Source organism: Stenotrophomonas sp. ZAC14D2_NAIMI4_6, from assembly GCF_003086875.1.
Taxonomy (GTDB): Bacteria; Pseudomonadota; Gammaproteobacteria; order Xanthomonadales; family Xanthomonadaceae; genus Stenotrophomonas.
In genome coordinates this window covers 2022756-2047580 of sequence record NZ_CP025996.1, presented here as the reverse complement: position 1 = coordinate 2047580, position 24825 = coordinate 2022756, and the positions used below count along the sequence as shown (strand labels likewise).

The window sequence follows — 24825 nt, the reverse complement described above, 5'->3', positions numbered from 1 at the left end:
CATGATCCGATTCTGCCCCAACTGCCACACCGAACGCGGCCTGCATGAACTGTTCTGCGACGGTGCAATCGGCGCGCAGCCCTGCGGCTGGGACCTGGCAGGCGAGCCCATCCATGCTGATGGTTGGCGCCCGCGCACCGTGCGCACCCAGGATGAGGTCGCCGAAGCGCCGCACGACACGCGGGTGGAGGCCCACTGCAGCAACGGCCACGCACTGGAACCCGGCGACCTGCTGTGCCTGCAGTGTGGTGCCGAGCCCGCCCCCGCAGACGCAGGCGGCGCACCGTCCGTGGTCGAAGATGCCAGCGGCGGCGAAGCCGATACAGGCACCGGCGAAACGGTGATCGACCAGTGGCGGCTGCTGCGCCAGATCAGCAGCACCGATGGCATCCGCGAGCGTTACCACGCCGAGCATGCGCAGAGCGGACAGGTGGCGGTGCTCACCCTGTACCGCGCGGGCGCAGAGCCTGACCCTGCCGTCTATGATGTCATTCGACGGTTGCCGCGCGACCACGTGCCGGACATCATCGCGACCGGCCGTTGGGACGACCGTGCCTACGAGGTGGTGGAAATGCTGACCGGCGGCAGCCTGGCCGACCTCGGCAGCGTCATCGCCGATGGCGATGCCGTGCGCCACGTGGTGCGCGAGCTGGGCCAGGCCCTGCATGCGTTCAACGAAGCAGGCCTGCGCCACCGTGACCTGCGCCCGGCCAGCCTGTTGGTGCGCGCGCGCGCGCCGCTGGACATGGTCATCAGCGGCTTCGGCTCGGCGCGCTTGTCCGAATACGATCTGGACATCGTTTCGCCGCTTGAAACAAGCCGCTACATGGCACCCGAAGCCATCGCCGGGGGCGTCGCCGCCGCGTCGGACTGGTGGAGCCTGGGCATGATCCTGCTGGAGCAGCTGACCCAAGGCCGCTGCTTTGAAGGCACCCACGCCAACGCCTACCTGATCCACGTGCTGGCCAATGGTGTACCGATTCCGGCGGACATCGATCCTGACCTGCAGCTACTGCTGCGCGGCCTGCTGGTGCGTGACCGCCACCAGCGCTGGCAGTGGCCGGAGGTTTCGGCCTGGTTGGCCGGCCTTGCCGTCGCCGCGCCACCCTCGGCCACGCAGGAGCGTGACGAGGGAGACGGCGCCAGCCTGCGCCTGGGCGAACGACGCTTCCAGCGGCCTGCGCTCTTCGCCCTGCAGGCCGCACAGGCCGAGCACTGGAACGAGGCACGTGACAGCCTGTTGCGCGGCGTCATCGTCACCTGGGCCGACCAGGCCGGGCTTCCTCCCTCCACGGTGTCGGCACTGCGCCAGGTGGTCCAGCACGAAGGCGTGGAGGAGGATTTCCGGCTGATGCTGGCACTGAAGATCCTCAATCCGGAAATGCCGCTCATCCATCGCGGCAGCATCGTCACCCCGGGCTGGCTGCTGGAGAACCCGCTGGAAGGCTACCGCCTGATCAGCGGCTCGGTACCGGACCTGCTCGAACAGCTGCAGACCGATGCCTGGCTGTCGCGGCTGAAGCTGCGCGCACAGAACGTGCGACAGCGCGCGCTGCACCAGCAGATCGACCTCATTGAAGAGGTCCTGCGTGTGTACCTGCTGTCCACCTCGCGGGCACGCCTTGCCAGTCAATGGCAGGAGCGCCAGCGGTTGCTGCCGGATACGGACCACCCGGGACTGGCGAGCCTGGCCGAACGCCGGCTGGTGACCGAGGAAGACCTGATCGTGCTGCTCAGTGCGGCCATCGGGCAGTTCCGCTCGGTCGAGGCCATCGTCGCCGATGCCACCGCACTGGCGGCCAAGGCGGGCGTTCACGAATGGGATGCCGCCGCGGCCACCCTGCTGCTGCAGCACCCGCGCAGCGAGCTGTACCGAGCGATGGACGAACGCATCCTGGGCTTCGCCCGATGTGGCATGCCGGTCATCGACAGCTGGGCCGAGCAGTTCCGTCTGGAACGACGCATGCCGCTGGCGCGCGCCCTGGTGGTGCTGGCCGTTCCCGGCAGCCGCTGGCAGCAGCCGCAACGGCAGCAGTACGTTGCCCAGATCCTGGATTTCTTCGAGAAGAAGGTGGTCACCGCGGTCATGCGCGGACCGCTGGTGCGGATGAGCATCGGCAAGACCACTGCGCGGGTGGACATGCACGAGCTGGACAGCACGCGGCGCCCTGCCGCCGCCCTGCTCGACCACCTGATGCAGCGCAACGCGCGCGCCGTAGCAGCCGATCCGGAAGCCTTCGAGCGCAGCCCAGTGGTGGAACAGCGGCTGCGTTCGCTGTTGCGGCAGAGCACCCTGTACAAGCGCGATACCGGCATCGACGGCCTGTACCTGGGCTTCCCCTTCCTGCTCAGCCGCGATCCACGCAGCACTGCACGCGCACGCATCATTCCCCTGCTGCTGTGGCCGGTGCGACTGGAAATGGAACTGGCCCAGCACGGGTTGGCCAACCTCGCCTTCGACGGCGAGCGCGAGGAAGTGCGGATCAATCCAGCGCTGGAAAGCATCGTGGGTCCGGACGCGTTCCGTCGCTGGCAGACATCGGCCGATGAGCTGCTGGGCCGCTCGTCGCTGCGTGCCTCTGACGTGATGGATGCCTTCGGCATGCTGGCTCGTGTCCGCTCACGCAGCCTGACGGCACTGCCGGGCCCCGACGTGGTGGTCGATCCGGTGGGCGATGAGCTGGAATGTGCCGCCGTCCTGTTCCATGTCACCTTCATGGGCCAGGCGATTGGCGAGGACCTTCGCCAGTTGAAGGTGCTGCCCCCCAACGGCACGGGCCTGGAAACGGCCCTGCGCCTGGCGCCGCCTGCTGGCGATGCGGCAGCGGCCTCCGCTCCGGCCGAGCTGCAACGCTTCTTCACCGTGGCCAGCGACCCATCCCAGGAAGCGGCGGTCCTGCAGGCCCGGCAAGGTCCAGGCCTGTTGATCGAAGGGCCACCGGGCACCGGCAAGAGCCAGACGATCGTCAACATGGTGGCCGATGCCATCGGTCGTGGACGCAGCCTGTTGATCGTCTGCCAGAAGCACGCCGCCCTGGAAGTCGTGCACAAGCGCCTGGTTGCCGAAGGCCTGGACCAGCGCGTGGTGATGCTCAACGACGTGAACCGCGACCGTGAACCGGTGATCCGTTCCATCCGTGAGCAGTTGGAGCGCTTGTTCGCCGGGGGCAGTGGCGACCCGGACGGGCGCGCAGCGCGCGAGCGCACCGCCGCCCGTATCGAGGCGCTTGAGGGCGACCTGGATCGCTTCCAGCACAGCCTGCACCGCATCGATCCGCTCAGCCACCTCAGTTATCGCCAACTGCTGGGCGAACTGATCGAACTGGAAAGCGGCACGCCGCCCCTGGAATTCCCCGCGCTGCGACAACGCCTGGGCGCACTGGACATGGCCCAGCTCACCGCGCTGGAAGAGCAGTGCGCCCCGCTGGTGCGCTGGTGGCTTCCAGCGCGCTACGAAGACAGCCCGCTGGCGGACCTTCGCCCGTTTGCCGCCGACACCGCCACGCTGGACGCATTCGCCGAAAGCCTGCAGTCGTTCATGCAGGCCGAACAACAACGCAAGCAGACATTGGCTGAACACCCTGCCAGTTTCGAGATCGAGGACGCGGCGCCGTACCGGACCTGGATCGATGCGCATGTGACCACGTTGTTGGCCCTGCGCGACGAACAACGCCAGCGTCTGGCGCGTTGGCTGCCGCTGTTCCGCAGCGCCACCGCGGGCGAGCCGGTGGCGGGCGACCAACTTATCGTGCAGTTGCGGCGGGTCGAGCAACATCTCCGCGGCGCGCCCCACGGCAGTGCCCTGCCCGGCCTGTCGCCCGCGCTGGCCAGACGGGATGAAGCCGCCCTGCGCCAGCACGAACAGGACATTACCGAGGTGATGGGCCGTAGCCGCTGGTGGGCCCGGTTGAATCCACGCCACATCGTGCAGCGCGGCCGCCTCAACCGCCTGCTGCGCGACCATGGCAGCGCCACGTCTGGCGTGGGTCTGCCGGCCCTGCTGGGCGCCGTGCGCCTGGCGCTGCACATGAACCCGTTGCGCCACCAGTACAACAGCGCCCGTCTGGCGCTGGGACTGCCGGCGATGGGCGACGATGGCGATGCCGACCTGCTGCCACACCTGCAGCAGGACATCACCGGGCTGCTGGAGGTGCAGACACTGGCCCGCGCCGTGGCACAGTCGCCCCGCGCCCAGCAGACCGACACCGCCATGCTGACCGCCGACAAAGCCCAGTTGCAGGTGCTGCTGGATGATCTGGACGCCTCCCTGCTCAGGCACGCCGCACGCCAGGCCAGCCTGCGCCCCCTGGCGGTGCTCGACGACTGGCTCGACGAGCGGCTGGCCCAACAGTTGCGGCACAACGTCCTGCGCAACCTGGACAACCAGCTCGCGCTGGACCGTCTGCACGGCGCGCTGCCCAGCCTGGCGGCCTATCAGCAGTTCCGCGGCCGCGCCGGCCTGCTTGATGAAGCGGCCTGCCAGTTGCTGGCGCTGCTGCGCCAGCGTGAGGCGCAGTTGGATGCCTTGCCCATCGACCAGCTGGAAGGCGCCGTGCGCCGGCTGCTGAACCGCGAAGCCCGGCTTGGTTGGAAGCATCGTATCGAGCATGCCCTGCCCGAACTGCAGTTCAGCCAGGACGAAGCCCGCGCGAAGATCACGGCCCTGGCCGAGGCCGACCGGCAGATGCGCCGCCTTAACCGGGAACTGCTGGGCAGCCACTTGGACATGGCCGCGCTGGGCACCCGCAAGCAGTGGGAAGATGTTACCCGGCTGACCGGCCGCCGGTCGCGGCGCCTGCGCGAGTTCATCGAACTGGGCAGCGCGCTGGGCCTGATGCACCTGCGCCCGGTCTGGCTGATGAATCCGGATGTGGCCAGTCGTGTGCTGCCGCTGCAGGCCGGCCTGTTCGATACCGTGATCTACGACGAAGCCTCTCAGATGCCGGTCGAGTACGCGCTTCCCACCTTGTTCCGGGGCAAGGTCACCATTGTCAGCGGTGACGAAAAACAGATGCCGCCCACGGCCTTCTTCTCCAGCCGCGTGGAAAGCGATGAGGCCGAGATGTTCGATGGAGATGAACCGGACGCCGAGGCCGACGACGCCCAACGCGAGGCCTTCGAGGACGATTGGAACCGCCGCGAGATCAAGGACTGCCCAGACCTGCTGCAGTTGGCGCGTACCGTCCTGCCAAGCACGACCCTGCAGATCCACTACCGCTCGGCGTATCGCGAGCTGATCAGCTTCTCCAACGCGTCCTTCTACGGTAACCGCCTCAACGTGCCGGTACGCCACCCGCTGGCGCGCATCCAGCAGATCAAGCCGTTGCAGCTGATCCAGGTCGATGGTCTGTACCAGAACCAGACCAATGCACTGGAAGCCGAACGCGTGGTGGCCTACCTGCAGGACCTGTGGCAGGCGCCCCCGGCACAGCGCCCTTCGGTGGGCGTGGTGACCTTCAACCGCAAGCAGGCCGAGCTGATCGAGGACCAGATGGAACAGCGGGCCAGCGAGGACGAGCCCTTCCGCCTGGCCCTGCAGCAGGAGCGCGAGCGCATCGTGCAGGGCGAGGACATGTCGGTGTTCATCAAGAACGTGGAGAACGTGCAGGGTGACGAGCGCGACGTGATCGTGTTTTCCACCACTTTCGGCCGCAATGGCCAGGGTACGTTCCGGCGCAACTTCGGCGTGCTCGGCCAGACCGGCGGCGAGCGGCGGCTGAACGTGGCCGTCACCCGTGCCCGGCAGAAGGTGGTGATGATCACCTCGATGCCGATCAACGATGTGTCGGACCTGTTCGCGACCCAGCGCGCCCCCGCCAGCCCGCGCGACTACCTGCAGGGCTACCTGGCCTATGCCCGCGCCCTGTGTGCAGGGGAATTCGAGGCCGGCACGCGCCTGCTCGGCCGCCTGCAGACCGACCGCAGCCATGTTCCCACCGCCGCGCGCGGCGCGCAGGACGGGTTCGTCGCCATCGTGGGCGACTATCTGCGATCGCTGGGCTGGGCGGCCAATCCAGCCAACGAGGGCGATGCGTTCGGTCTGGATTTCGCCATTGAAGACCCGAGTACCGGCCTGTACGCCATCGGCATCGAATGCGATGCGCCCAGTCACGCCCTGCTGCAGCGCGCCCGCGCCCGGGAAATCTGGCGCCCGGCAGTACTGGGGCGCGCCATTCCCAGGCTGCACCGTGTGTCATCGCAGGGCTGGTACCACGACGGTGATGGCGAGCGTGCACGCTTGCGCCAGGCAGTGGAACAGGCCATGGGGCATGCCGACCCCTCCAGCAAACCCCTGCATGCGTCCAACCAGGAGGCGTCGGCATGAGTGGTCCGAAGGTGGTCCGCATCCAGTCCGAAGCCGAGCTGCGCGCCCTGCGCGAGGACATGCTACGCCTGCTTGAACGCGACGTGGAGCGCTGGCTGGAACGCGCCCACACGCTGCAGCCCCTGGAACAGACGCAGCGCACCGCCGTGTTGGCGCGCCGTGAGCGCCTGCGTGTGGCACTGACCATCAGTGACAACGCAGGCTATGCCCGCCAGGTGGAGGCCGAGCGAGCCTGGCTGCGCGCCGACCTGGACGAGCGCGAGGCGCATGCGATCGAACAGCGCATCGCCCAGCGCCAACGCAGCCGACGCCAGCAGGAGAATGCGGCGACGGTGCTCAACGCACTGCGCAGCGGCGGTCTGGCAGTGGATGCAGCGCTGTTGCAGGCCCTGACCCGGTTGGCGGAAGGCCGCACCGAAGCCGATGCAGAAGGCCTGTTGGCCCGCGCCACGCTGGCGCTTGCCGCAGACGTGCCGCGCGAGGCACTCAGCCCATCACAGCGCAACCTTGCCCAGGCGCTGCGTGAGGAGGGCCAGGAACGCAACGCGACCTGGCAGGCGCCGGCAGCCGAGCGTGACCCACGACTGCAGCGCATTGACCGGCACATTGCCGAGCTGCAGCTGCTGCAGGAAGCGGCACCGGCCGCTTCATTCGAGGACGCCCTGCGTGCGGCGGAGGCCGAGCCCAACACGCAACGGCGCAATCTGCTGCTGGACAGTCTGGTGCTGGATCTGGCCAACGCCGCTGCGACCTGCCGCCAGCAGCGCAGCCACCTCACCCATCTGCACGACCTGGCGCACCTGCTGGATACGCTGGACGGGGACAACCACCGCGAACTGCTGCGCCAGATTGCAGGCGCCGATGCCAGCGCGCCGGCTGCCCACCTGCAGGCCTTGGCCGCGTCATGCCAGCACGCCATCGATCACTACCACCAGGTGCGGGCCGCTGCGTCGCGTCGTGCCGTGCTGCTGGCCGGCCTGGCCGAACTGGGCTACGAGGTCCGCGAAGGCATGGCAACGGCCTGGTCCGACCAGGGGCGTGTGGTGCTGCGTCGACCGGCCAGCCCCGGCTACGGCGTGGAACTGGGCGGCAATGCCGGCAGCGGTCGGCTGCAGATCCGCGCCGTGGCGATGCACACCGAGCGCGACCGAAGCCGCGACCGCGACGTGGAAGCCATCTGGTGCGGCGATTTCTCGCGCCTCAAGGCACAGCTGCATGCGCAGGGCAGCGACCTGCAGATCGAGCGCGCGCTGGGCGTGGGCGAGGTACCGCTGAAGGAAGTGGAGGCCAGCCCCGAGCCCGCCCGCGTGCTGTCCGATTCCGCAAGCCGCCCCCGCCAGGCCTGATCCGCCGGGCATGGCCCGGCGCTCCCCCCCCTGCTCTGGTAGGTGCCAACCTTGGTTGGCACCCTCTCACCTCCGCCGCGCATGGCCCGGCGCTACCGCCCCTGCTCTGGTAGGTGCCAACCTTGGTTGGCACTTCTCACCCCGCCGGGCACGGCCCGGCGCTACCGCCATCTTCCGGTGGGTGCCATCCGCCGGGCATGGCCCGGCGCTACCACCCCTGCTCTGGCAGGTGCCAACCGCCCCCAACCTGGTGGGTGCCAACCTTGGTTGGCACCGCTCTGCCGTCACGGAACAGTTCTTGCACGCACCCCGGCACTCCCCGCCGTAGTGCACCGCGATGTCCGAAAACGAAGACGCAGGCGAAAAAACCGAACAACCAACAGAAAAACGCCTGCGCGACGCCCGTGAACAGGGCAACATCCCGCGTTCGCGCGAGCTGGCCACCGTGGCGGTGTTCGGCGCGGCAGTCATCGCCATCATGGCCACCAGCAGCTCCATTGCCGCCGGCGGCCATGCCTGGATGCGCGCCGCGCTCAGCCCCGAACCGGCCCTGTGGCAGAACCCGCAAGCCCTGTTCGGCCACTTCGGCTGGCTGTTCCTGCGCCTGATCCTGGCCTGCTGGCCGCTGCTGGTGGTCTGCTTCCTGGCCAGCTTCCTGTCCCCGCTGGTGATGGGCGGGCTGCGCTGGTCGAACAAATCGCTGATGCCCGACCCCAAACGGCTCAGCCCGATCGCCGGCCTGAAGCGCATGTGGGGTGCCGAGGCCGTGGCCGAGTTCACCAAGTCGCTGCTGCGCGTGGGCTTTGTCGGCGCCGCGGCCGCCCTGGTCTTTGCCAGCAGCTTCGATGCCCTGCGCGGGCTGCTGCACCAGCCGCTGGAATCGGCCATCGGCCACGGCCTGGCCTTCACCCTGAAGCTGCTGCTGGCCACCGCCGGCGCCATGCTGCTGCTGGGCGCCATCGATGCGCCTTACCAGCGCTGGAACTGGATGCGCAAGCTGAAGATGACCCGTGAAGAGCTGCGCCGGGAAATGAAGGAAAGCGAGGGCAGCCCCGAAGTGAAGGGGCGCATCCGCCAGCTGCAGCAGCAGATGGCCAACCGCCGCATGATGGAAGCGGTGCCCACCGCCGACGTGGTGGTGGTCAACCCCACCCACTACGCCGTGGCCCTGAAGTACGAAGGCAGCCGTATGAGTGCCCCCACCGTGGTCGCCCTGGGCGTGGACGAAACCGCCCTGCGCATCCGTGAAGTGGCCGACGGCAACAAGGTGGCCATCGTCTCGGCCCCGCCTTTGGCACGCGCCTTGTATCGGGAGGGTCAACTCGGCAAGGAAATTCCCGTGAGACTGTATTCAGCCGTCGCCCAGGTGCTGTCCTACGTCTACCAGCTGCGCAGCTGGCGGACCGGCCCGATGCCGTCCACTCCCCACATCGACGTGGATGAATTCGGCACTGGAGGCCGCCCATGAACGCCCAGACCTCTGGTTTCAACAGCCGCCGCGTGCTCGACATGATCCGCCAGGGTCTTGGCGCGCCGCTGATCGTGCTGGCCCTGCTGGCCATGGTGGTGGTACCGCTGGCCGCCCCGGTGCTCGATGCGCTGTTCACCTTCAACATCGCCATCTCGCTGATGGTGCTGCTGGCGGTGGTCTACGTGAAGCGCCCGCTGGATTTCACCATCTTCCCCATCGTGCTGCTGGTCACCACCATGCTGCGCCTGGCGCTGAACGTGGCCTCCACCCGCGTGATCCTGCTCAACGGCCAGAACGGCCACGAAGCGGCCGGCAAGGTGATCGCCGCCTTCGGCGAGTTCGTGATCGGTGGCAACTACGCGGTCGGCATCGTGGTCTTCGCAATCCTGACCATCATCAATTTCGTGGTCATCACCAAGGGTGCCGGCCGCGTTTCGGAAGTGACCGCCCGCTTCATCCTGGACGCCATGCCCGGCAAGCAGATGGCCATCGACGCCGATCTGAACGCCGGTTTGCTGACGCGTGAAGAGGCCAAGGCCCGCCGCGAGGAAGTTCGCGAAGAAGCCGACTTCTACGGTGCGATGGACGGCGCCAGCAAGTTCATCCGCGGCGATGCGATCGCCGGCATCCTGATTCTGTTCATCAACATGCTGGGCGGCCTGGCCGTGGGCGTGCTGCAACATGGCATGCCGTTCGGTGAAGCGGCGGCCACCTACACCCTGCTGTCCATCGGCGACGGCCTGGTAGCGCAGCTGCCGGCCCTGCTGGTATCCAGCGCCGTGGCCATGCTGGTCACCCGCGCCTCGCGTTCACAGGACATGGCCCAGGCCATGACCGGCCAGGTGTTTGGCCAGTACCGCGCGCTGGCCATCACCGCCGGCATCATCGGCCTGGTCGGCCTGGTGCCGGGCATGCCCAACGTCGCTTTCCTGACGCTGGCCGCCATTCTGGGCTTCATTGCCTGGAAGCTGTACCGCAAGACCCAGCTGCCGGCGGCCGACGCCGCCGCCAACGCTGCAGAGAACGGCGCGGTGAACGCGCTGGGCCGCCCTGCCGCGCCGGCAGCGACCGCCGAACTGAGCTGGGACGAACTGCGCCCGGTCGATCCGCTGGGTCTGGAAGTGGGCTATCGCCTGATTCCGCTGGTGGACAGCAACCAGGGCGGCGAATTGATGGCGCGCATCAAGGGCGTGCGCCGCAAGCTGACCCAGGATGTCGGCTTCCTGATTCCCTCGGTGCATATCCGCGACAACCTGGAACTGGCCGCCAACGCCTACCGCGTACTGGTGCACGGCGTGCCGGTGGCCACCGCCGAAATCCACCCCGACCGCGAACTGGCGCTGGACCCGGGCAGTGCGCTGGGCCCGCTGGATGGCATTGCCGGCAAGGACCCCGCCTTCGGCCTGGATGCCACCTGGATCCAGCCGCACCAGCGTGCACAGGCCGAAACCCTGGGCTACACCGTGGTCGACCCGGCCACCGTGGTCGCCACCCACCTGTCGCACCTGATCCGCGAGCATGCGCCGGAACTGCTGGGCCACGAAGAAGTGCAGCACCTGCTGGCCAACCTGGGCAAGAGCGCGCCCAAGCTCGTCGAAGATCTGACGCCCAAGGCGCTGCCGCTGTCGGCGGTGGTGCGCGTGCTGCAGAACCTGCTGATCGAACGCATTCCGATCCGCCAGCTGCGCAAGATCGCCGAAGCGCTGGTCGAGCACGCCCCGTCCAGCCAGGACCCGGCCACCCTTACCGCTGCCGTGCGCAACGCGCTGGGCCGCTTCATCGTGCAGGAGATCGCCGGAATGTCGGCGGAGCTGCCGGTGTTCACCCTCAACCCGCAATTGGAACGTGTCTTGCAGGAGTCCACGCAGGGCAACGGCGCCGCGCTGGAACCCGGACTCGCTGAGCGACTGCACCAGAGCCTGGCCGAATGTGTCAGCAAGCAGGAAGCCCGCAACGAGCCCGCGGTTGTGCTGGTACCGGGCCCGGTGCGCGCCGCGCTGGCCCGCCTGGTCCGCCACAGCGTTCCCTCGCTGTCGGTCCTGGCCTACAGCGAGGTGCCGGAGGACAAGCGCCTGAAGCTGGTCGGAACGATCAGCTGACGCCGCCCTCCGCAGCGCCAGAAAACAGACACCACTCTTCACTTGCAGCAACCGACAGATTCCAAGGGGAACCCGAACCGTGCAGACCACCGACCACCCGCGTTCTCCGACCGCCAATCCGCCGTCTTCGACCCGTGATCACAGCATGAAAATCAAACGCTTCGTCGCCGCCGACATGCGCTCGGCCATGAACCTGGTGCGCAAGGAACACGGGCCCGATGCCGTGATCCTGTCCAACCGCCGGATCGAAGAAGGCATCGAAATCGTGGCCGCCGCCCATTACGACGAAGGCGTGGTGCAGCGCGCACTGGATGCCTCGCGCCGCGATGTCGCGCCGCCGCCGGCACCGAAGCCGCGCACCGCCGCCGATGCCGTCATCGCCGCGGTCACCCGCCGCCGCAGCGCCACCCCGGCGCCGGAGCCGATCGCGGCCACCACCTCGGCCGTGGCGGCCCTGGCCCGCGCCGCCGTCGGTGCCACCGGCCGCACCCTGGACAGCGCCGACGAGATCGTGCCGACCCGCGGCAGCACCGGCTTCGCCGACACCCTGGCCCGCGCCAGCGTCAACGAACCGGCACTGCCGGAACAGATCTTCGCCCCGTTCGCCCAGGCCATCGTCGCCCCGCCGGCACCGGCCGCTGAGGCCGCTGCACCGGCCCCGATCAACCGCGCCCGCTTCCTGATCGATCCGCCGCACGACGAACCGCAGGACACTGCCGCCCTGCCGCCGCCGCTGCCGGTAGCAGCCGAAGCAACCACCGCAGCCGTGATCGCCGCCGAGCCGCCGATGGCCGCCGAGCAACCGTCCCCGGCACTGGCCGCAGCCGCGCCGCAGCCCGAACCGGCCCCGCAGCTGATGCCGGCGCCGGTGGTGACCGTGGTGGCCCAGGATGACGCCGAGATCCGCCAGCTGCGCCAGGAAGTGGCCGGCATGCGCCAGGTGATCGAGCGAGAGATGAACCGCTTCACCGACGAACGCCTGCGTGGCAACGCGGTGCGCGGTGCGGCGCTGGACCTGATGGACGAGTACGGCTTCGATGCCGGCCTGGCCCGCGACGTGGCCATGCAGATTCCGGCCGAGACCGAGGCCCACCGTGGCCGCGGCCTGATGCTGGGGCTGATCTCGCGCAAGCTGCCGATCGCCCCGGTCGATCCGCTGGAAGAAGGCGGTGTGATCGCCCTGGTCGGCCCCACCGGCGCCGGCAAGACCACCACCATCGCCAAGCTGGCCTCGCGCTTCGCCGAAAGCCACGCCGCCCGCGATGTGGCCCTGGTCACCACCGACACCCTCCGCGTGGGCGCCCGTGAACAGCTGTACGGCTACGGCCGCCAGCTCGGCATCGCGGTGCACGAAGCCAACAGCGGCACCGACCTGGACCAGCTGCTGGAACGCCTGAAGGACTACAAGCTGGTGCTGATCGACACCGCCGGCCTGGGCCCGCGCGACCGCGCGCTGGCCGCCCAGCTGCAGTGGCTGCGCGCCGCCCGCCAGGTGCGCACCCTGCTGGTGCTGCCGGCCAACACCAGCTTCGGCGACATGGACGAGGTGGTCCGCCGCTTCGGCGCGGCCAACCTGCAGGGCCTGGTGCTGAGCAAGCTGGACGAGACAGGCCGCTTCGGCAACGCCCTGTCGGTGGCCGTGGACCACCAGCTGCCGATCACCTGGGTGACCGATGGCCAGGACGTGCCGGACGACCTGCACCGTGCATCTGCAGCCAATCTTGTACTTCGCCTTGAAGATTTGCGCCGAGCGGCCGATATGCCCTGCAACCCGGAGTTGAACCATGCCGTCGCGTGAGTACGCCAAGCTGACCACCACCTTCCCGCTGACGGCCACCCGCAGCGAGCCGCTGGGCCCTGTGCGCACCATTGCGGTGACCGGCGGCAAGGGCGGCGTGGGCAAGACCAACGTGTCGGCCAACCTGGCCGTGGCGCTGGCGGGCATGGGCAAGCGCACCCTGTTGCTGGACGCCGACCTGGGCCTGGCCAACATCGACGTGATCCTGGGCCTGAACCCGACCTTCACCCTGGCCGATCTGGTGGCCGGCCGCTGCTCGCTGGACGATGTCATCATCGAAGGCCCCAACGGCGTGCTGGTGGTCCCGGCCGCGTCGGGCCGCCGGCACATGGCCGAACTGGCCCCGGCCGAGCACGTGGGCCTGGTCAACGTGTTCTCCGAACTGGAACGCGACCTGGACATCATGGTGGTGGACACCGCCGCCGGCATCAACGACGGCGTGCTGACCTTCTGCCAGGCCGCGCAGGACACCGTGGTGGTGGTCTGCGATGAGCCGGCCTCGATCACCGACGCCTACGCCCTGATCAAGGTGCTGTCGCGCGAACGTGGCGTGGACCGCATCCAGGTGGTGGCCAACATGGTGCGCGACCCCAACGAGGGCCGCGTGCTGTATGAAAAGCTGACCCGCGTCTGCGAGAAGTTCCTGGCCGATGTCTCGCTGAACTACCTGGGCTGCGTGCCGCAGGATGACTGGCTGCGCCTTTCGGTGCAGCGCCAGCAGCCGGTGGTGAAGGCCTACCCGTCCAGCCCGGCCGCGCTGGCGATCACCGAGATCGCCCGCCGCACCGCCCGCTGGCAGGCCCCGACCGAGCCGCGCGGTGGCGTTGAATTCTTCCTGGAACGCATCCTGAAGCAGCGCGGGGTGACCGCATGAAAGGCGCAGCCCAGTACAAAGAGGTGCAGCGCGCCTCGGCCACCGACGTGATCGTGCAGCACTCGGACCTGGTGCGGCGCATCGCCCACCACCTGGCCGCGCGCCTGCCGGCCAGCGTGGAAGTGGACGACCTGATCCAGGCCGGCATGATGGGTCTGATCGAGGCCTCGCGCAGCTACGACGCCGACCAGGGCGCTTCGTTTGAAACCTATGCCTCGATCCGCATCCGCGGCTCGATGATCGACGAGATCCGCCGCGGCGACTGGGTACCGCGTTCGGTACACCGCCGCGCCCGCGATGCCGCCGCCACCATCCGCCGCCTGGAACAGAGCAGCGGCCGCGCCGCCAGCGCTACCGAAGTGGCCGCCGCCATGGAGATGCCGCTGCCGGACTACCTGCGCCTGATGGAAGACGCCTCGCGCGGCCAGGTGCTGAGCCTGGAATCGCGCATCGAAGACCAGGGCGAGCTGGACACCATCGCCCAGGGCGGGCCCACCCCGCAGCAGGTGCTGGAGCGCGGCGAATTCGGGCGCGAGCTGGGCAAGGCCATCGGCCACCTGCCCGAACGCGAACAGCTGGTGCTCTCGCTCTACTACGAGCAGGAACTGAACCTGAAAGAGATCGGCGCGGTGCTCGGCGTGAGCGAATCGCGGGTCTGCCAGATCCATGGCCAGGCAGTGCTGCGCCTGCGTGGCCGACTGAAAGTCTTCGAGGCGGCCGACGCCGGCCTCGAGAATTGAACAACAAAGGAACTCTGCTTTGAACAAGAACATGCGCATCCTGATCGTTGACGACTTTTCGACCATGCGTCGCATCGTCAAGAACCTGCTGGGCGATCTGGGCTTCACCAATACCGCCGAAGCCGAGGACGGGCATGCTGCGTTGTCACTGCTGCAGAGCCAGCCCTTCGATTTCGTGGTGACCGACTGGAACATGCCGGTCATGACCGGCATCGAACTGCTCAAGGCCATCCGCGCCGACGCCAAGCTGAAGACCCTGCCGGTGCTGATGGTCACCGCCGAAGCCAAGCGCGAGCAGATCATCGAAGCGGCACAGAACGGGGTGAACGGCTACATCATCAAGCCGTTCACCGCGCAGACGCTGGAAGAAAAGCTGGGCAAGATCTTCGAACGCCTGGCGGCCAGCGCCTGATGGATACCACGGTCGACAAGAGCGCCCTGGCCCTGCGCCTGCAGGAAGCACTGGATGCACTGGATGCAGGCGATGAGAGCGCCTGGCGCCAGCGCATCGACAGCCTGGTAGCCGCACGCACCCAGCCGATGATGAGCGGCCTTTCGCGGCTGGCCCGTGAACTGGGCCAGGCCCTGGGCGAGCTGCCGACCGTGCCCGACGAAGCCGGCGAACTGGATGACGCCTGCGCGCGCCTGGACCACGTGGTGGCCATGACCGAACAGGCCACCCACCGCACCCTGGACCTGGCCGAAGAATGCCGCGCCCTGACCGAACAGCTGCGCGCCGATGGCCTGCAGCCCGGCCAGGACGTGCAGCTGGAGCGCATCCGCCACAACCTGACCGAGATCGCCCTGACCCAGAGCTACCAGGACCTGACCGGGCAGATCATCCGTCGCGTGGTCGGCATCGTCCGCCGCGTGCACGAAGGCTTCGGCGCGCTCGGCCTGCCGCCGGAACAGCATCGCACCGACCCGGAACTGGCCGGGCCGGCACTGAAGGGACTGGACCGCCACGCGGTCTCGCAGAACGACGCCGACGACCTGTTGTCGGACCTGGGGCTGTAAGCATGAGCGCGGTTGCCGACGACATCACTGCCGATTTCATCATCGAAGCACAGGAGATCCTCGATCGCCTGGGCGAACAGCTGGTGTCGCTGGAACAGGCACCGCAGGACAGCGAACAGCTCAATGCCGTGTTCCGCGGCTACCACACGCTGAAGGGCGGCGCCGGCTTCCTCGGCATCACCGCCATGGTCGAGCTGTGCCACGCCGCCGAAGAAGCACTGGGTTCGGCCCGTGCCGGCCAGGCCGTGCTGCAGTCGCACCACTTCGACGCGGCGCAGCAGTCGCTGGATTACCTGCAGTCCATGCTCGACGCCGTTTCATCGGGCACCGAGCCGGGTTACGCCCCGCCGGAACTGATCGCCCAGTTCGACGTGCATGGCGGCGCCGCACCTGCTGCCAGCACCACGGCGGCAGCCGCACCGGCTGCCGGCGGCAGCGACCTGATCACCGACGATGAGTTCGAAGCGCTGCTGGACCAGTTGCACGGCGGCGGCGCGCCCACGGCCGTGGCGCCGGCGAAGAAGGCCGACGACGGCCTGATCAGCGAAGACGAATTTGAAGCGTTGCTGGACCAGCTGCATGGCGGCGCCGCACCCGGCAGCAAGCCGGTGGCTGCAGCGCCGGTTCCGGCCCCGGCGCCGCGGCCGGCGGCGGCACCTGCCGCTGCGCCGGCCAAGCCCGCCGCGGCCAAGCCGCTGGCCGAAGCCGAGCACACCGTGCGCGTGGACACCAAGCGCCTGGACGCCATCGTCAACCTGATCGGCGAACTGGTGCTGTCACGAAACCGCCTGAAGACGCTGCGCACCCGCCTGCGCGATGAAGAGCTGGACCGTGCCGTGTCCACCCTGGATATCGCCACCGCGCGCCTGCAGTCGGCGGTCATGCGCACCCGCATGCAGCCGGTCGGCAAGGTGTTCTCGCGCTTCCCGAAGGTGGCCCGCGATGTGGCCCGTTCGCTGAAGAAGGAAGTCGATCTGGAACTGATCGGCGCCGAAACCGAACTGGACCGCAACCTGGTGGAAGCGCTGGCCGATCCGCTGGTGCACCTGGTGCGCAACGCCATCGACCATGGTGTGGAAATGCCGGACCTGCGCGAAGCACAGGGCAAGCCGCGCATGGGCCATGTGCGCCTGTCGGCACAGCAGGAAGGCGACTACGTCAGCATTGAAGTGCAGGACGACGGCGCCGGCATCGACCCGGAAAAGCTGCGCGCCAAGGCACGCGAGAAGGGCCTGATCGATCCAGAAGCCGCCGCCCGCCTGAGCAGCGAGGAATGCCTGCACCTGGTGTTCCTGCCTGGGTTCTCCACCAAGCAGCAGGTCACCGACATTTCCGGCCGCGGCGTGGGCATGGACGTGGTGCAGTCGCGCATCCGCGAACTGAGCGGGCAGATCCAGATCCAGTCCGAACTGGGTCGTGGCAGCCGCTTCCTGATCCGCGTGCCGCTCACCCTGGCCATCCTGCCGACCCTGCTGGTGCAGGCCGGCGAAGATGTCTACGCCCTGCCGCTGGCCCGCGTGATGGAAGTGCTGCATGCACCGCGCACCTCGCTGGGCTGGTTCGATGGCCGCGCCGTGCTCGACCGCCGCTCGCACACCCTGCCGCTGATCGACCTGCGGCAGTGGCTGGATGTCACCCCCGCCGCCTCCAGCCTGCTGACCATCGTGGTGCTGCAGGCCGGCGAGGCCCGTTTCGGGCTGGTGGTGGACCAGGTGCGTGGCCGCGAAGAAGTGGTCATCAAGCCGCTGCCCAAGGCGCTGCGCGGCCTGCGTGGCTACGCCGGTGCAACGCTGATCGGCGATGGCCGCATGGCCCTGATCCTGGACGTGGACGGGCTGAGATGAACCCGGCCGGGCGCTGCCCGGCACCCCGAAAACTGTGACTACCGTCTGTACACGCGCCACCGGTGTCTCAAGTCCCATTCACACACGCCGATACCGGACCCATGGATAGACTCAGCCTCATTGGACTTTTCCTTGCCCTGGCCTCACTGGTCGGCGGCAGCATCCTGAAGGGCGCCGGCCTGGCCTCGCTGTGGTCGCCGGCCGCCTTCGTGATCGTGATCGTCGGTACCGTGGCGGCCATCCTGCTGCACACCGCCCCGGCCGTGTTCAAGCACGCCTTCAAGATCGTGCGCTGGGTCGTGCGCCCGCCGCACAGCGACCGTCGCGAACTGATCCAGCAGATCGTGGAATGGAGCAACATCGCCCGCCGCCAGGGCCTGCTGGGCCTGGAATCGCAGGTGGAAGCACAGCGCGATCCGTTCCTGCGCAAGGGCCTGCAGCTGCTGGTGGACGGCGTAGAGCCCGAATCGATCCGGCACATGCTGGAAATCGAACTGGGCAGCCAGGAGCACCAGGACCAGGCCGGCGCCAAGGTGTTCGAAGCCATGGGCATCTATGCGCCCACGCTGGGCATCATCGGTGCCGTGCTGGGCCTGATCGCGGTCATGAAGAACCTGGCCGACCCCAGCAAGCTGGGCCACGGCATCGCCGCCGCGTTCACCGCCACCATCTACGGCATCGCTTCGGCCAACCTGCTGTTCCTGCCTATCGCGGCCAAGCTGAAGGGCGTGATCGCCCACAACTCGCGCGACCGCGAAATGGTGATCGAAGGCCTGATCTCGATTGCCCAGGGCGAGAACCCGCGCAACATCGAAACCAACCTTTCCGGCTTCCTGCACTGACATGGCCCGCCGCAAGCACCACGAAGAGCACGCCAACCATGAAGCATGGGCGATCCCCTATGCCGATCTGATGACGTTGCTGCTGGCGTTCTTCGTCGTGATGTACGCCATTTCCTCGGTGAACGAGGGCAAGTACCGCATCATGGCCGATGCGCTTACCGATGCGTTCGGCGGCGCCCCGCGCACCATCAATCCGGTGCAGGTGGGCAACAAGCAGGTGCAGGGCGGCGGCTGGGACAGCCCCTCGGTCATCAAGTCCGGCACCAAGATCGGTCCGTCCGCGCCGGCCCCCTCGCACGACCCCACCCTGCTGCCGTCGATGGCCTCGCAGATGCGCATGCCGGTGTCGGTGCACAACCAGGAACAGATCGCCCGTGCCGAGCGCCAGCTCAATAGCATCGCCGACCGCCTGACCGCCGCACTGTCGCCGCTGATCGACCGCGGCATGATCAGCGTGCGCCGCACCGAACTGTGGATCGAGGTCGAGATCAACAGTGACATCCTGTTCCCCACCGGTTCGGCGGCACTGGACGTGCATGCGCGGCAGACCCTGGCCAGCCTGGCCGAGGTGCTGCGCGATGTGCCCAACAGCGTGCGCGTGGAAGGCCACACCGACAATATTCCGATTGCCACCGCCACCTTCCCGTCCAACTGGGAACTGTCGGCCGGTCGCGCCGCCAGCGTGGTCCACCTGTTCGCCGACCAGGGCGTGCAGCCTTCTCGCCTGGCCATGGTCGGCTACGGCCAGTTCCGCCCGCGCGATGCCAACGACAGCGCCCAGGGCCGCAACCGCAACCGCCGGGTGATGGTCATCATCCTGGCTGACACCAGCCACGCGGTGGACCCGCTGGGTGAACGCCTGAACGCCGCCACTGGCCAGAACGATGCCGCCGCACCTGCGGCCAGCACCGCCGCTGCGGCGACGGCACGCCCCCCTTCCCCCCTTGCACCGGTGCAGTTGCCGCCGGTGTCGGCAGGCAGCCATGTCGGCGCCGCCGTTCCCCCTGCAATGAAGGAGTAATCCGATGCGCATCTGGGCAGTCGCCAACCAGAAGGGCGGTGTCGGCAAGACCACCACCACCCTCGCCCTCGGTCGCGGCCTGGCCGCGCTCGGCCACCGGGTCCTGCTGATCGATCTGGATCCGCACGCCTCGCTCACCCGCGCCTTCGGCGTGCCGGTCGAGCCGGCGCCTGCCGGTGTACTGGAACTGTTCGGCGCACCGCCGGCCGATCTGGCAACGCTCAGCCACCCCAGCCCGATCACCGGCCTGGACTACGTCTGCGCGCAGGCCTCGCTGGCCACGCTGGAACGCCGCAGCGCCAACCAGCCCGGCCTGGGCCTGGCCCTGCAGAACGCGCTGGCCCGCCACCAGGGCCAGCACGATTACATCCTGCTGGACTGCGCGCCCACCCTGGGCCTGCTGATGATCAACGCACTGGCCGCGGCCGATCGCCTGATCATTCCCACCCAGGCCGAACCGCTGGCGCTGCACGGCCTGGACGGCATGGTGCGCACCGGTGAAATGGTCGAGCGCTCGCGCCGCCGCCCGCTGCCGATCTCGATCCTGCCGACCCTGTTCGACCGCCGCACCCGCGCGGGCAACGAATCGCTGCGCAGCATGCAGGACCGTCACGTCGGCCGCGTGTGGGAAGACGCCATCCCGCTGGACACCCGCATCAGCAACGCCGCCGGGCTGACCCTGCCCAGCGTGGGCGAGGACTACCCGGGCCGCGGCCTGGCCGCGTACCGCCGCGCCCTGAACTGGATCCTGGGCGAAGACGAGCGCGCACTGGAGCAGGCGGCATGAGCACCACCGGCGTGCTGGACGACTATCTGGACGAACTGCTGGGCGAAGCCATCGTGTCGCCGCCGGTTGCCTTCGCCGTGGCCGCCGAACGCGAGCCCACCCGGGACGATCTGCCGGCCGAAGTGATCTACGAAACCGAAGACACCGACGGTAGCGCCGGGCCACGCCCGGCGAGCGCAGCGGTGCCCGAACCCGCCGTCGCCGCTTCCGAACGCGAACCGACCTGGGACGACCTGCCGGCCGAAGTAATCTACGAAACCGAAGACGTTCCCGCTGTCGCCCAGACCGACAGCGCAGCGTTGGAGGCCGCCTTTGATGCTGTGGCCGTCGCCGCTCCCGAAGGCGAACCGACCTGGGGCGACCTACCGGCCGAAGTCGTCTACGAAACCGAAGACACCGACGGTAGCGCCGGGCCACGCCCGGCGAGCGCAGCGGTGCCCGAACCCGCCGTCGCCGCTCCCGAACGCGAGCCGACCTGGGACGACCTGCCGGACGAAGTGATCTACGAAACCGAAGACGTTGCGGCTGTCGCCCAGAGCGACAGCGCAGCGCTGGAGGCCGCCTTCGACGCCGTGGCCGTCGCCGCGACCGAACGCGAACCGACCTGGGACGACCTGCCGGACGAAGTGATCTACGAAACCGGAGACACCGACGGTGGCGCCGGGCCACGCGCGGCGAGCGCAGTGGCAGCCGAACTCGCTGCGGCGCCGGCCGGCCCTGAGCCCACCTGGGACGACCTGCCGGACGAAGTGATCTACGAAACCGACAGCGCTGACAGCCACGCCCTGGCCCACATCGACAGCCCTGCCCTGCAGGCCGCGTTCGAAGCTGCGGCAGAAGGTGAAACGGTGGCCGTGCCTGCCCCCGCCACGGTGGCACCGGCGCTCCCGGCCGCCGCCGCGCCCGTCGCAGCCCCGGTCGCCCGCGCCGCTGTGGCGCCGCCGCCGCGCGTGGCAGTGAACGCCCCGGCCGGCGCCCGCCCGTCCAGCTGGCAGGAACTGCAATCGCAGGCCCACCAGCCGGCCAGCAGCCCGCACCCGCAGGCCCGCCGCGCCGGCGAACGCACCTCGCGCTGGCTGCGCCTGCGCTGCGGCGTGCAGGCCTACGCACTGGAACTGCTGAAGGTGCAGGAAGTGGTGCTTCCCGTGCCCCTGCTGCCCCTGCGCGGCACCGCCGCCGCCATGCTGGGCATCATGAACCTGCGCGGCCAGGTGGTGCCGGTGATGGACCTGGGCCTGCACCTGGGCACCACCACCGCCGAAGACGACGCGCAGACGCGCATCGTGGTGCTGGAAGAGAACGGCGAGATCCTGGGCCTGCGCGTGTCGGCCGTGGAAGACGTGGCCAACCTCACCGATTCTCAGATTGAACCGCCCGACACCGCGCGCATCTGCCAGATTTCCAACGACCTGTTCCGCGGCGTAGCCCGCATTGGCCAACGGCCGATGATCCTGCTGGACGCGACCCGTCTGTTGGGGTGAAGCCCATCCACGCATGGCGTGGATCTACCGAACCTCATCCACGCATGGCGTGGATCTACACGCCGGCATCGCCCGGGGCGATCAACACCCTGATCCCCCGGTAGATCCACGCCACGCGTGGATACCCCTCCCCCCGAAACAATCCTAAAGAACCCCGCCGGTGTGCCGTTATGGATCTCGGAACCGTTTGTCCGGAGCAATCATGAGCACTGTCGAACTGGGTGATGATCTCGGCATCGAGAGCAGCACCGAGCTCAAGAACCGCCTTTCGCCCCTGGTGGCGGAAGCAGGCGAGCTGACCCTGGACGCAAGCCAGGTCGGCCGCATCCACACCGCCAGCGTGCAGGTGCTGTGCGCCTTCGTGCAGGCCCGCCGCGAGGCCGGGCTGGACACCGGCTTCCACGGTTGCACCGCAACCTTCCGTGACGCCGCACGCCTGTTGGGCGTCACCCAGGCCCTGGGCCTGGACGTACCCCATGACAACCTGAAATCTGTGGAGAACGCTGCATGAGCGCACGTATCTTGGTGGTGGACGATTCGGCGTCGATGCGCCAGATGGTTTCCTTCGCCCTTACCTCGGCCGGTTTTTCCGTCGAAGAAGCCGAAGACGGCGCCGTGGCCCTGGGCCGCGCCAAGGGCCAGCGCTTCAACGCGGTGGTCACCGACGTCAACATGCCGAACATGGATGGCATCAGCCTGATCCGTGAACTGCGCCAGCTGCCGGACTACAAGTTCACCCCGATGCTGATGCTGACCACCGAATCGGCTGCGGACAAGAAGTCCGAAGGCAAGGCCGCCGGCGCCACCGGCTGGCTGGTCAAGCCGTTCAACCCCGAACAGCTGGTCGCCACCGTACAGAAGGTGCTGGGCTGATCGCCCGGCACTGCTGAACCGCCCCTTCCCCACGTTTCCGGATTACCGCTGCCATGAGCATGGACCTGCAACGCTTCCACGCCACCTTCTTCGAGGAGAGCCGCGAAGGCCTCGACGCCATGGAGGCCGGGCTGCTTGCCCTGGAATCGGGGCAGCAGGATCCGGAAATCATCAATTCGGTGTTCCGTGCCGCCCATTCCATCAAGGGCGGCGCCGGCACCTTCGGCTTCGACACCATTGCCGGCCTGACCCACGTGCTGGAAACGCTGCTCGACGAGCTGCGTGCCGGCAAGCGAGCCCTGGAAGCCACGGCCGTGGACGCCATGCTGTCCTCGGTGGACGTGCTGCGTGCACTGCTGCGTGAAGCCGAACATGGCCAGGCCGCCGACCCGGCGTCGGTGGCCGCAGTGAAGGCCCGCCTGGAAGCGGTGCTGTCCGGGCAGGCTGCGGCCAGCGCCCCGGTAGCAGCGGCCGCCCCGGTCGATGACACCCCCGAGGCCTGGCAGATCGGCTTCACCCCGGCGCCGTCGCTGTTCATGAGCGGCAACGATCCGCTGCGCATCATCCGCGAGCTGGAACACCTGGGCTCGCTGCAGGTGGCCGCACGCATGGACCGCCTGCCGGGCTTTGCCCAGCTGGACCCGCTGGAAGCCCACCTGGCCTGGGACCTGGGCCTGGTCGGCAAGGTGCCGCGCAGCAAGATCGAAGACACCTTCGCCTGGGTACTGGACGACTGCGAACTGGATATCCGACCGGCCGCACCGCCCAGCCTGGCCACCCAGGCACCGCCGGCACCCGCCGCCACGGCGGCCGCTTCACCTGCACCTGCAGCCGCACCTGCTGCTGCCGCTGCAGCCACGCCGGCCGCTGCCGAAGCAGAGACCTCGATCCGCGTGAGCGTGGACAAGGTCGATGCCCTGATCAACCTGGTGGGCGAACTGGTCATCACCCAGGCCATGCTCAAGCAAGTGTCGCATGCCATCGACCCGGTGCATGCCGAACGTCTTTTCGCCGGCCTGGACCAGCTTGAACGCAATACCCGCGACCTGCAGGAAGCGGTGATCGGCGTGCGCATGCTGCCGGTGGACGCGGTGTTCCGCCGCTTCCCGCGCCTGGTGCGCGATCTGTCCAGCCGCCTGGGCAAGCAGGTGCGCCTGCGCACCATCGGCGAAGGTACCGAGCTGGACAAGGGCCTGATCGAAAAGATCGCCGACCCGCTGGTCCACCTGGTGCGCAACTCCATCGACCACGGTCTGGAAATGCCCGACGTGCGTCGCGGCGCCGGCAAGGACGAGACCGGCACCATCACCCTGGCCGCTTCGCACCAGGGTGGCCACATCGTCATCGAAGTCAGCGACGACGGCCGCGGCCTGAATCGCGACAAGATCCTGGCCAAGGCCCACGAGCGCGGCCTGAGCGTGCCGGACAACCCCACCGATTCGCAGGTCTGGGACCTGATCTTCCAGCCCGGCTTCTCCACCGCCGATGCAGTGACCGACCTGTCCGGCCGCGGCGTGGGCATGGACGTGGTCCGCCGCAACATCCAGGCGCTGGGTGGTGAAGTGCAGATCGAAAGCAGCCTGGGCAGCGGCACCCGCACGTTGATCCGCCTGCCGTTGACCCTGGCGATCCTGGACGGCATGACCGTGGCGGTGGCCGGCGAAACGCTGATCCTGCCGCTGGCCTACGTGCTGGAAGCGCTGCAGCCGCAGCCCGAAGACATCCGCAGCATGGCCGGCGAAGGCCGCGTGCTGCGCGTGCGCGGCGAATACCTGCCCATCCTGTCGCTCACCGAGTACTACGGCTACGGCAACCGTCGCGCCAACAGCGAATCGCTGGTGGTGGTGGTGGAAGGCGATGGCCAGAAAATCGCGCTGGAAGTGGACGAACTGGTCGGCCAGCAGCAGGTGGTGGTCAAGAACATCGAGAACAACTACCGCCGCATCGGTGGCGTATCGGGCGCCACCATCCTCGGCGATGGCCGCGTCGCCCTGATCGTGGACATCGGTGGCCTGGTGCGCTCGCTGCGCATGCCGCAGGCCGCCTGACCGCCCCCACATCGCCGTGCGTCACCCAACCGCCGCCCATCTGGGCGGCGGTTCTGTTTACGGGGCCAGACCCCCGGGGTCAGATCCCTTCGCAGAAAGGGCTCTGACCCCCGCACTGTGACACCGGTCGAACGCCTGGTTTCCCCCGCAACCATCCAATTACCCCAAAGCCCCCACGCCACAAGGCCTGCAGGCGCCCATCCCTACGCCAGCGAATGTGACATCCGTCCATAAAGTCCCCGCGCGCAGCGCCGCTATC

At 68.4% G+C, this 24825-nt stretch carries 17 protein-coding genes; all 17 read left to right on the top strand.

All coding sequences use genetic code 11. The features are described from left to right. The first annotated feature begins 1 nt into the window (after position 1). The 17 genes from C1933_RS09350 (at position 2) to C1933_RS09270 (ending at position 24566) form a co-directional block, all read left to right on the top strand. Positions 2 to 6325: an AAA domain-containing protein gene (locus C1933_RS09350; RefSeq protein WP_108753028.1), complete on the top strand. Its 6324-nt coding sequence runs from the start codon at positions 2 to 4 to the stop codon at positions 6323 to 6325. Beyond that, positions 6322 to 7671 (top strand): hypothetical protein, encoded by a 1350-nt coding sequence (locus tag C1933_RS09345; RefSeq protein WP_108753027.1) that lies wholly within the window; start codon positions 6322 to 6324, stop codon positions 7669 to 7671. The genes C1933_RS09350 and C1933_RS09345 overlap by 4 nt, the downstream gene beginning before the upstream one ends. A gap of 337 nt (positions 7672 to 8008) precedes the next feature. Next, a complete protein-coding gene (gene flhB / locus C1933_RS09340) occupies positions 8009 to 9139 on the top strand; it encodes a flagellar biosynthesis protein FlhB (RefSeq protein WP_108753026.1) in 1131 nt (376 codons plus the stop codon). Further along, positions 9136 to 11241: a flagellar biosynthesis protein FlhA gene (flhA, locus tag C1933_RS09335; RefSeq protein ID WP_108753025.1), complete on the top strand. Its 2106-nt coding sequence runs from the start codon at positions 9136 to 9138 to the stop codon at positions 11239 to 11241. Before flhB ends, flhA begins: the two co-directional genes overlap by 4 nt. 145 nt (positions 11242 to 11386) lie before the next feature. Next, a complete protein-coding gene (gene flhF / locus C1933_RS09330; protein WP_108753024.1) occupies positions 11387 to 13039 on the top strand; it encodes a flagellar biosynthesis protein FlhF in 1653 nt (550 codons plus the stop codon). Continuing rightward, positions 13026 to 13913 carry a P-loop NTPase gene (locus C1933_RS09325; RefSeq protein ID WP_108753023.1) on the top strand — a complete coding sequence of 296 codons (888 nt, stop codon included), beginning with the start codon at positions 13026 to 13028 and terminating at the stop codon, positions 13911 to 13913. Before flhF ends, C1933_RS09325 begins: the two co-directional genes overlap by 14 nt. Next, positions 13910 to 14653, top strand: coding sequence for an RNA polymerase sigma factor FliA (locus C1933_RS09320; protein WP_108749547.1), 744 nt, complete (start codon positions 13910 to 13912; stop codon positions 14651 to 14653). Before C1933_RS09325 ends, C1933_RS09320 begins: the two co-directional genes overlap by 4 nt. Positions 14654 to 14672: 19 nt before the next feature. After that, positions 14673 to 15065 carry a chemotaxis response regulator CheY gene (gene cheY / locus C1933_RS09315; protein WP_005413247.1) on the top strand — a complete coding sequence of 131 codons (393 nt, stop codon included), beginning with the start codon at positions 14673 to 14675 and terminating at the stop codon, positions 15063 to 15065. After that, positions 15065 to 15670 (top strand): protein phosphatase CheZ, encoded by a 606-nt coding sequence (locus C1933_RS09310; protein WP_108753022.1) that lies wholly within the window; start codon positions 15065 to 15067, stop codon positions 15668 to 15670. The genes cheY and C1933_RS09310 overlap by 1 nt, the downstream gene beginning before the upstream one ends. Positions 15671 to 15672: 2 nt before the next feature. Next, a complete protein-coding gene (locus C1933_RS09305) occupies positions 15673 to 17514 on the top strand; it encodes a chemotaxis protein CheA (RefSeq protein ID WP_108753021.1) in 1842 nt (613 codons plus the stop codon). A gap of 101 nt (positions 17515 to 17615) precedes the next feature. Then, positions 17616 to 18356 (top strand): flagellar motor protein, encoded by a 741-nt coding sequence (locus tag C1933_RS09300; protein ID WP_108749544.1) that lies wholly within the window; start codon positions 17616 to 17618, stop codon positions 18354 to 18356. Position 18357: 1 nt separating this feature from the next. Further along, the gene (gene motD, locus C1933_RS09295) at positions 18358 to 19377 is read left to right on the top strand and encodes a flagellar motor protein MotD (RefSeq protein WP_108753020.1); all 1020 of its coding nucleotides are present in this window, start codon (positions 18358 to 18360) and stop codon (positions 19375 to 19377) included. Between the two features lie 4 nt (positions 19378 to 19381). Then, positions 19382 to 20164 (top strand): ParA family protein, encoded by a 783-nt coding sequence (locus C1933_RS09290; RefSeq protein ID WP_108753019.1) that lies wholly within the window; start codon positions 19382 to 19384, stop codon positions 20162 to 20164. After that, positions 20161 to 21645: a chemotaxis protein CheW gene (locus C1933_RS09285; RefSeq protein ID WP_234414691.1), complete on the top strand. Its 1485-nt coding sequence runs from the start codon at positions 20161 to 20163 to the stop codon at positions 21643 to 21645. Before C1933_RS09290 ends, C1933_RS09285 begins: the two co-directional genes overlap by 4 nt. A 202-nt stretch (positions 21646 to 21847) precedes the next feature. Further along, positions 21848 to 22156 carry an STAS domain-containing protein gene (locus C1933_RS09280; protein WP_108749540.1) on the top strand — a complete coding sequence of 103 codons (309 nt, stop codon included), beginning with the start codon at positions 21848 to 21850 and terminating at the stop codon, positions 22154 to 22156. Beyond that, on the top strand, positions 22153 to 22518 hold the full coding sequence (locus C1933_RS09275) for a response regulator (RefSeq protein WP_038688521.1): 366 nt from the start codon (positions 22153 to 22155) through the stop codon (positions 22516 to 22518). Before C1933_RS09280 ends, C1933_RS09275 begins: the two co-directional genes overlap by 4 nt. Before the next feature lie 53 nt (positions 22519 to 22571). Next, positions 22572 to 24566 (top strand): chemotaxis protein CheA, encoded by a 1995-nt coding sequence (locus C1933_RS09270; RefSeq protein ID WP_108753018.1) that lies wholly within the window; start codon positions 22572 to 22574, stop codon positions 24564 to 24566. Positions 24567 to 24825 lie beyond the last annotated feature (259 nt).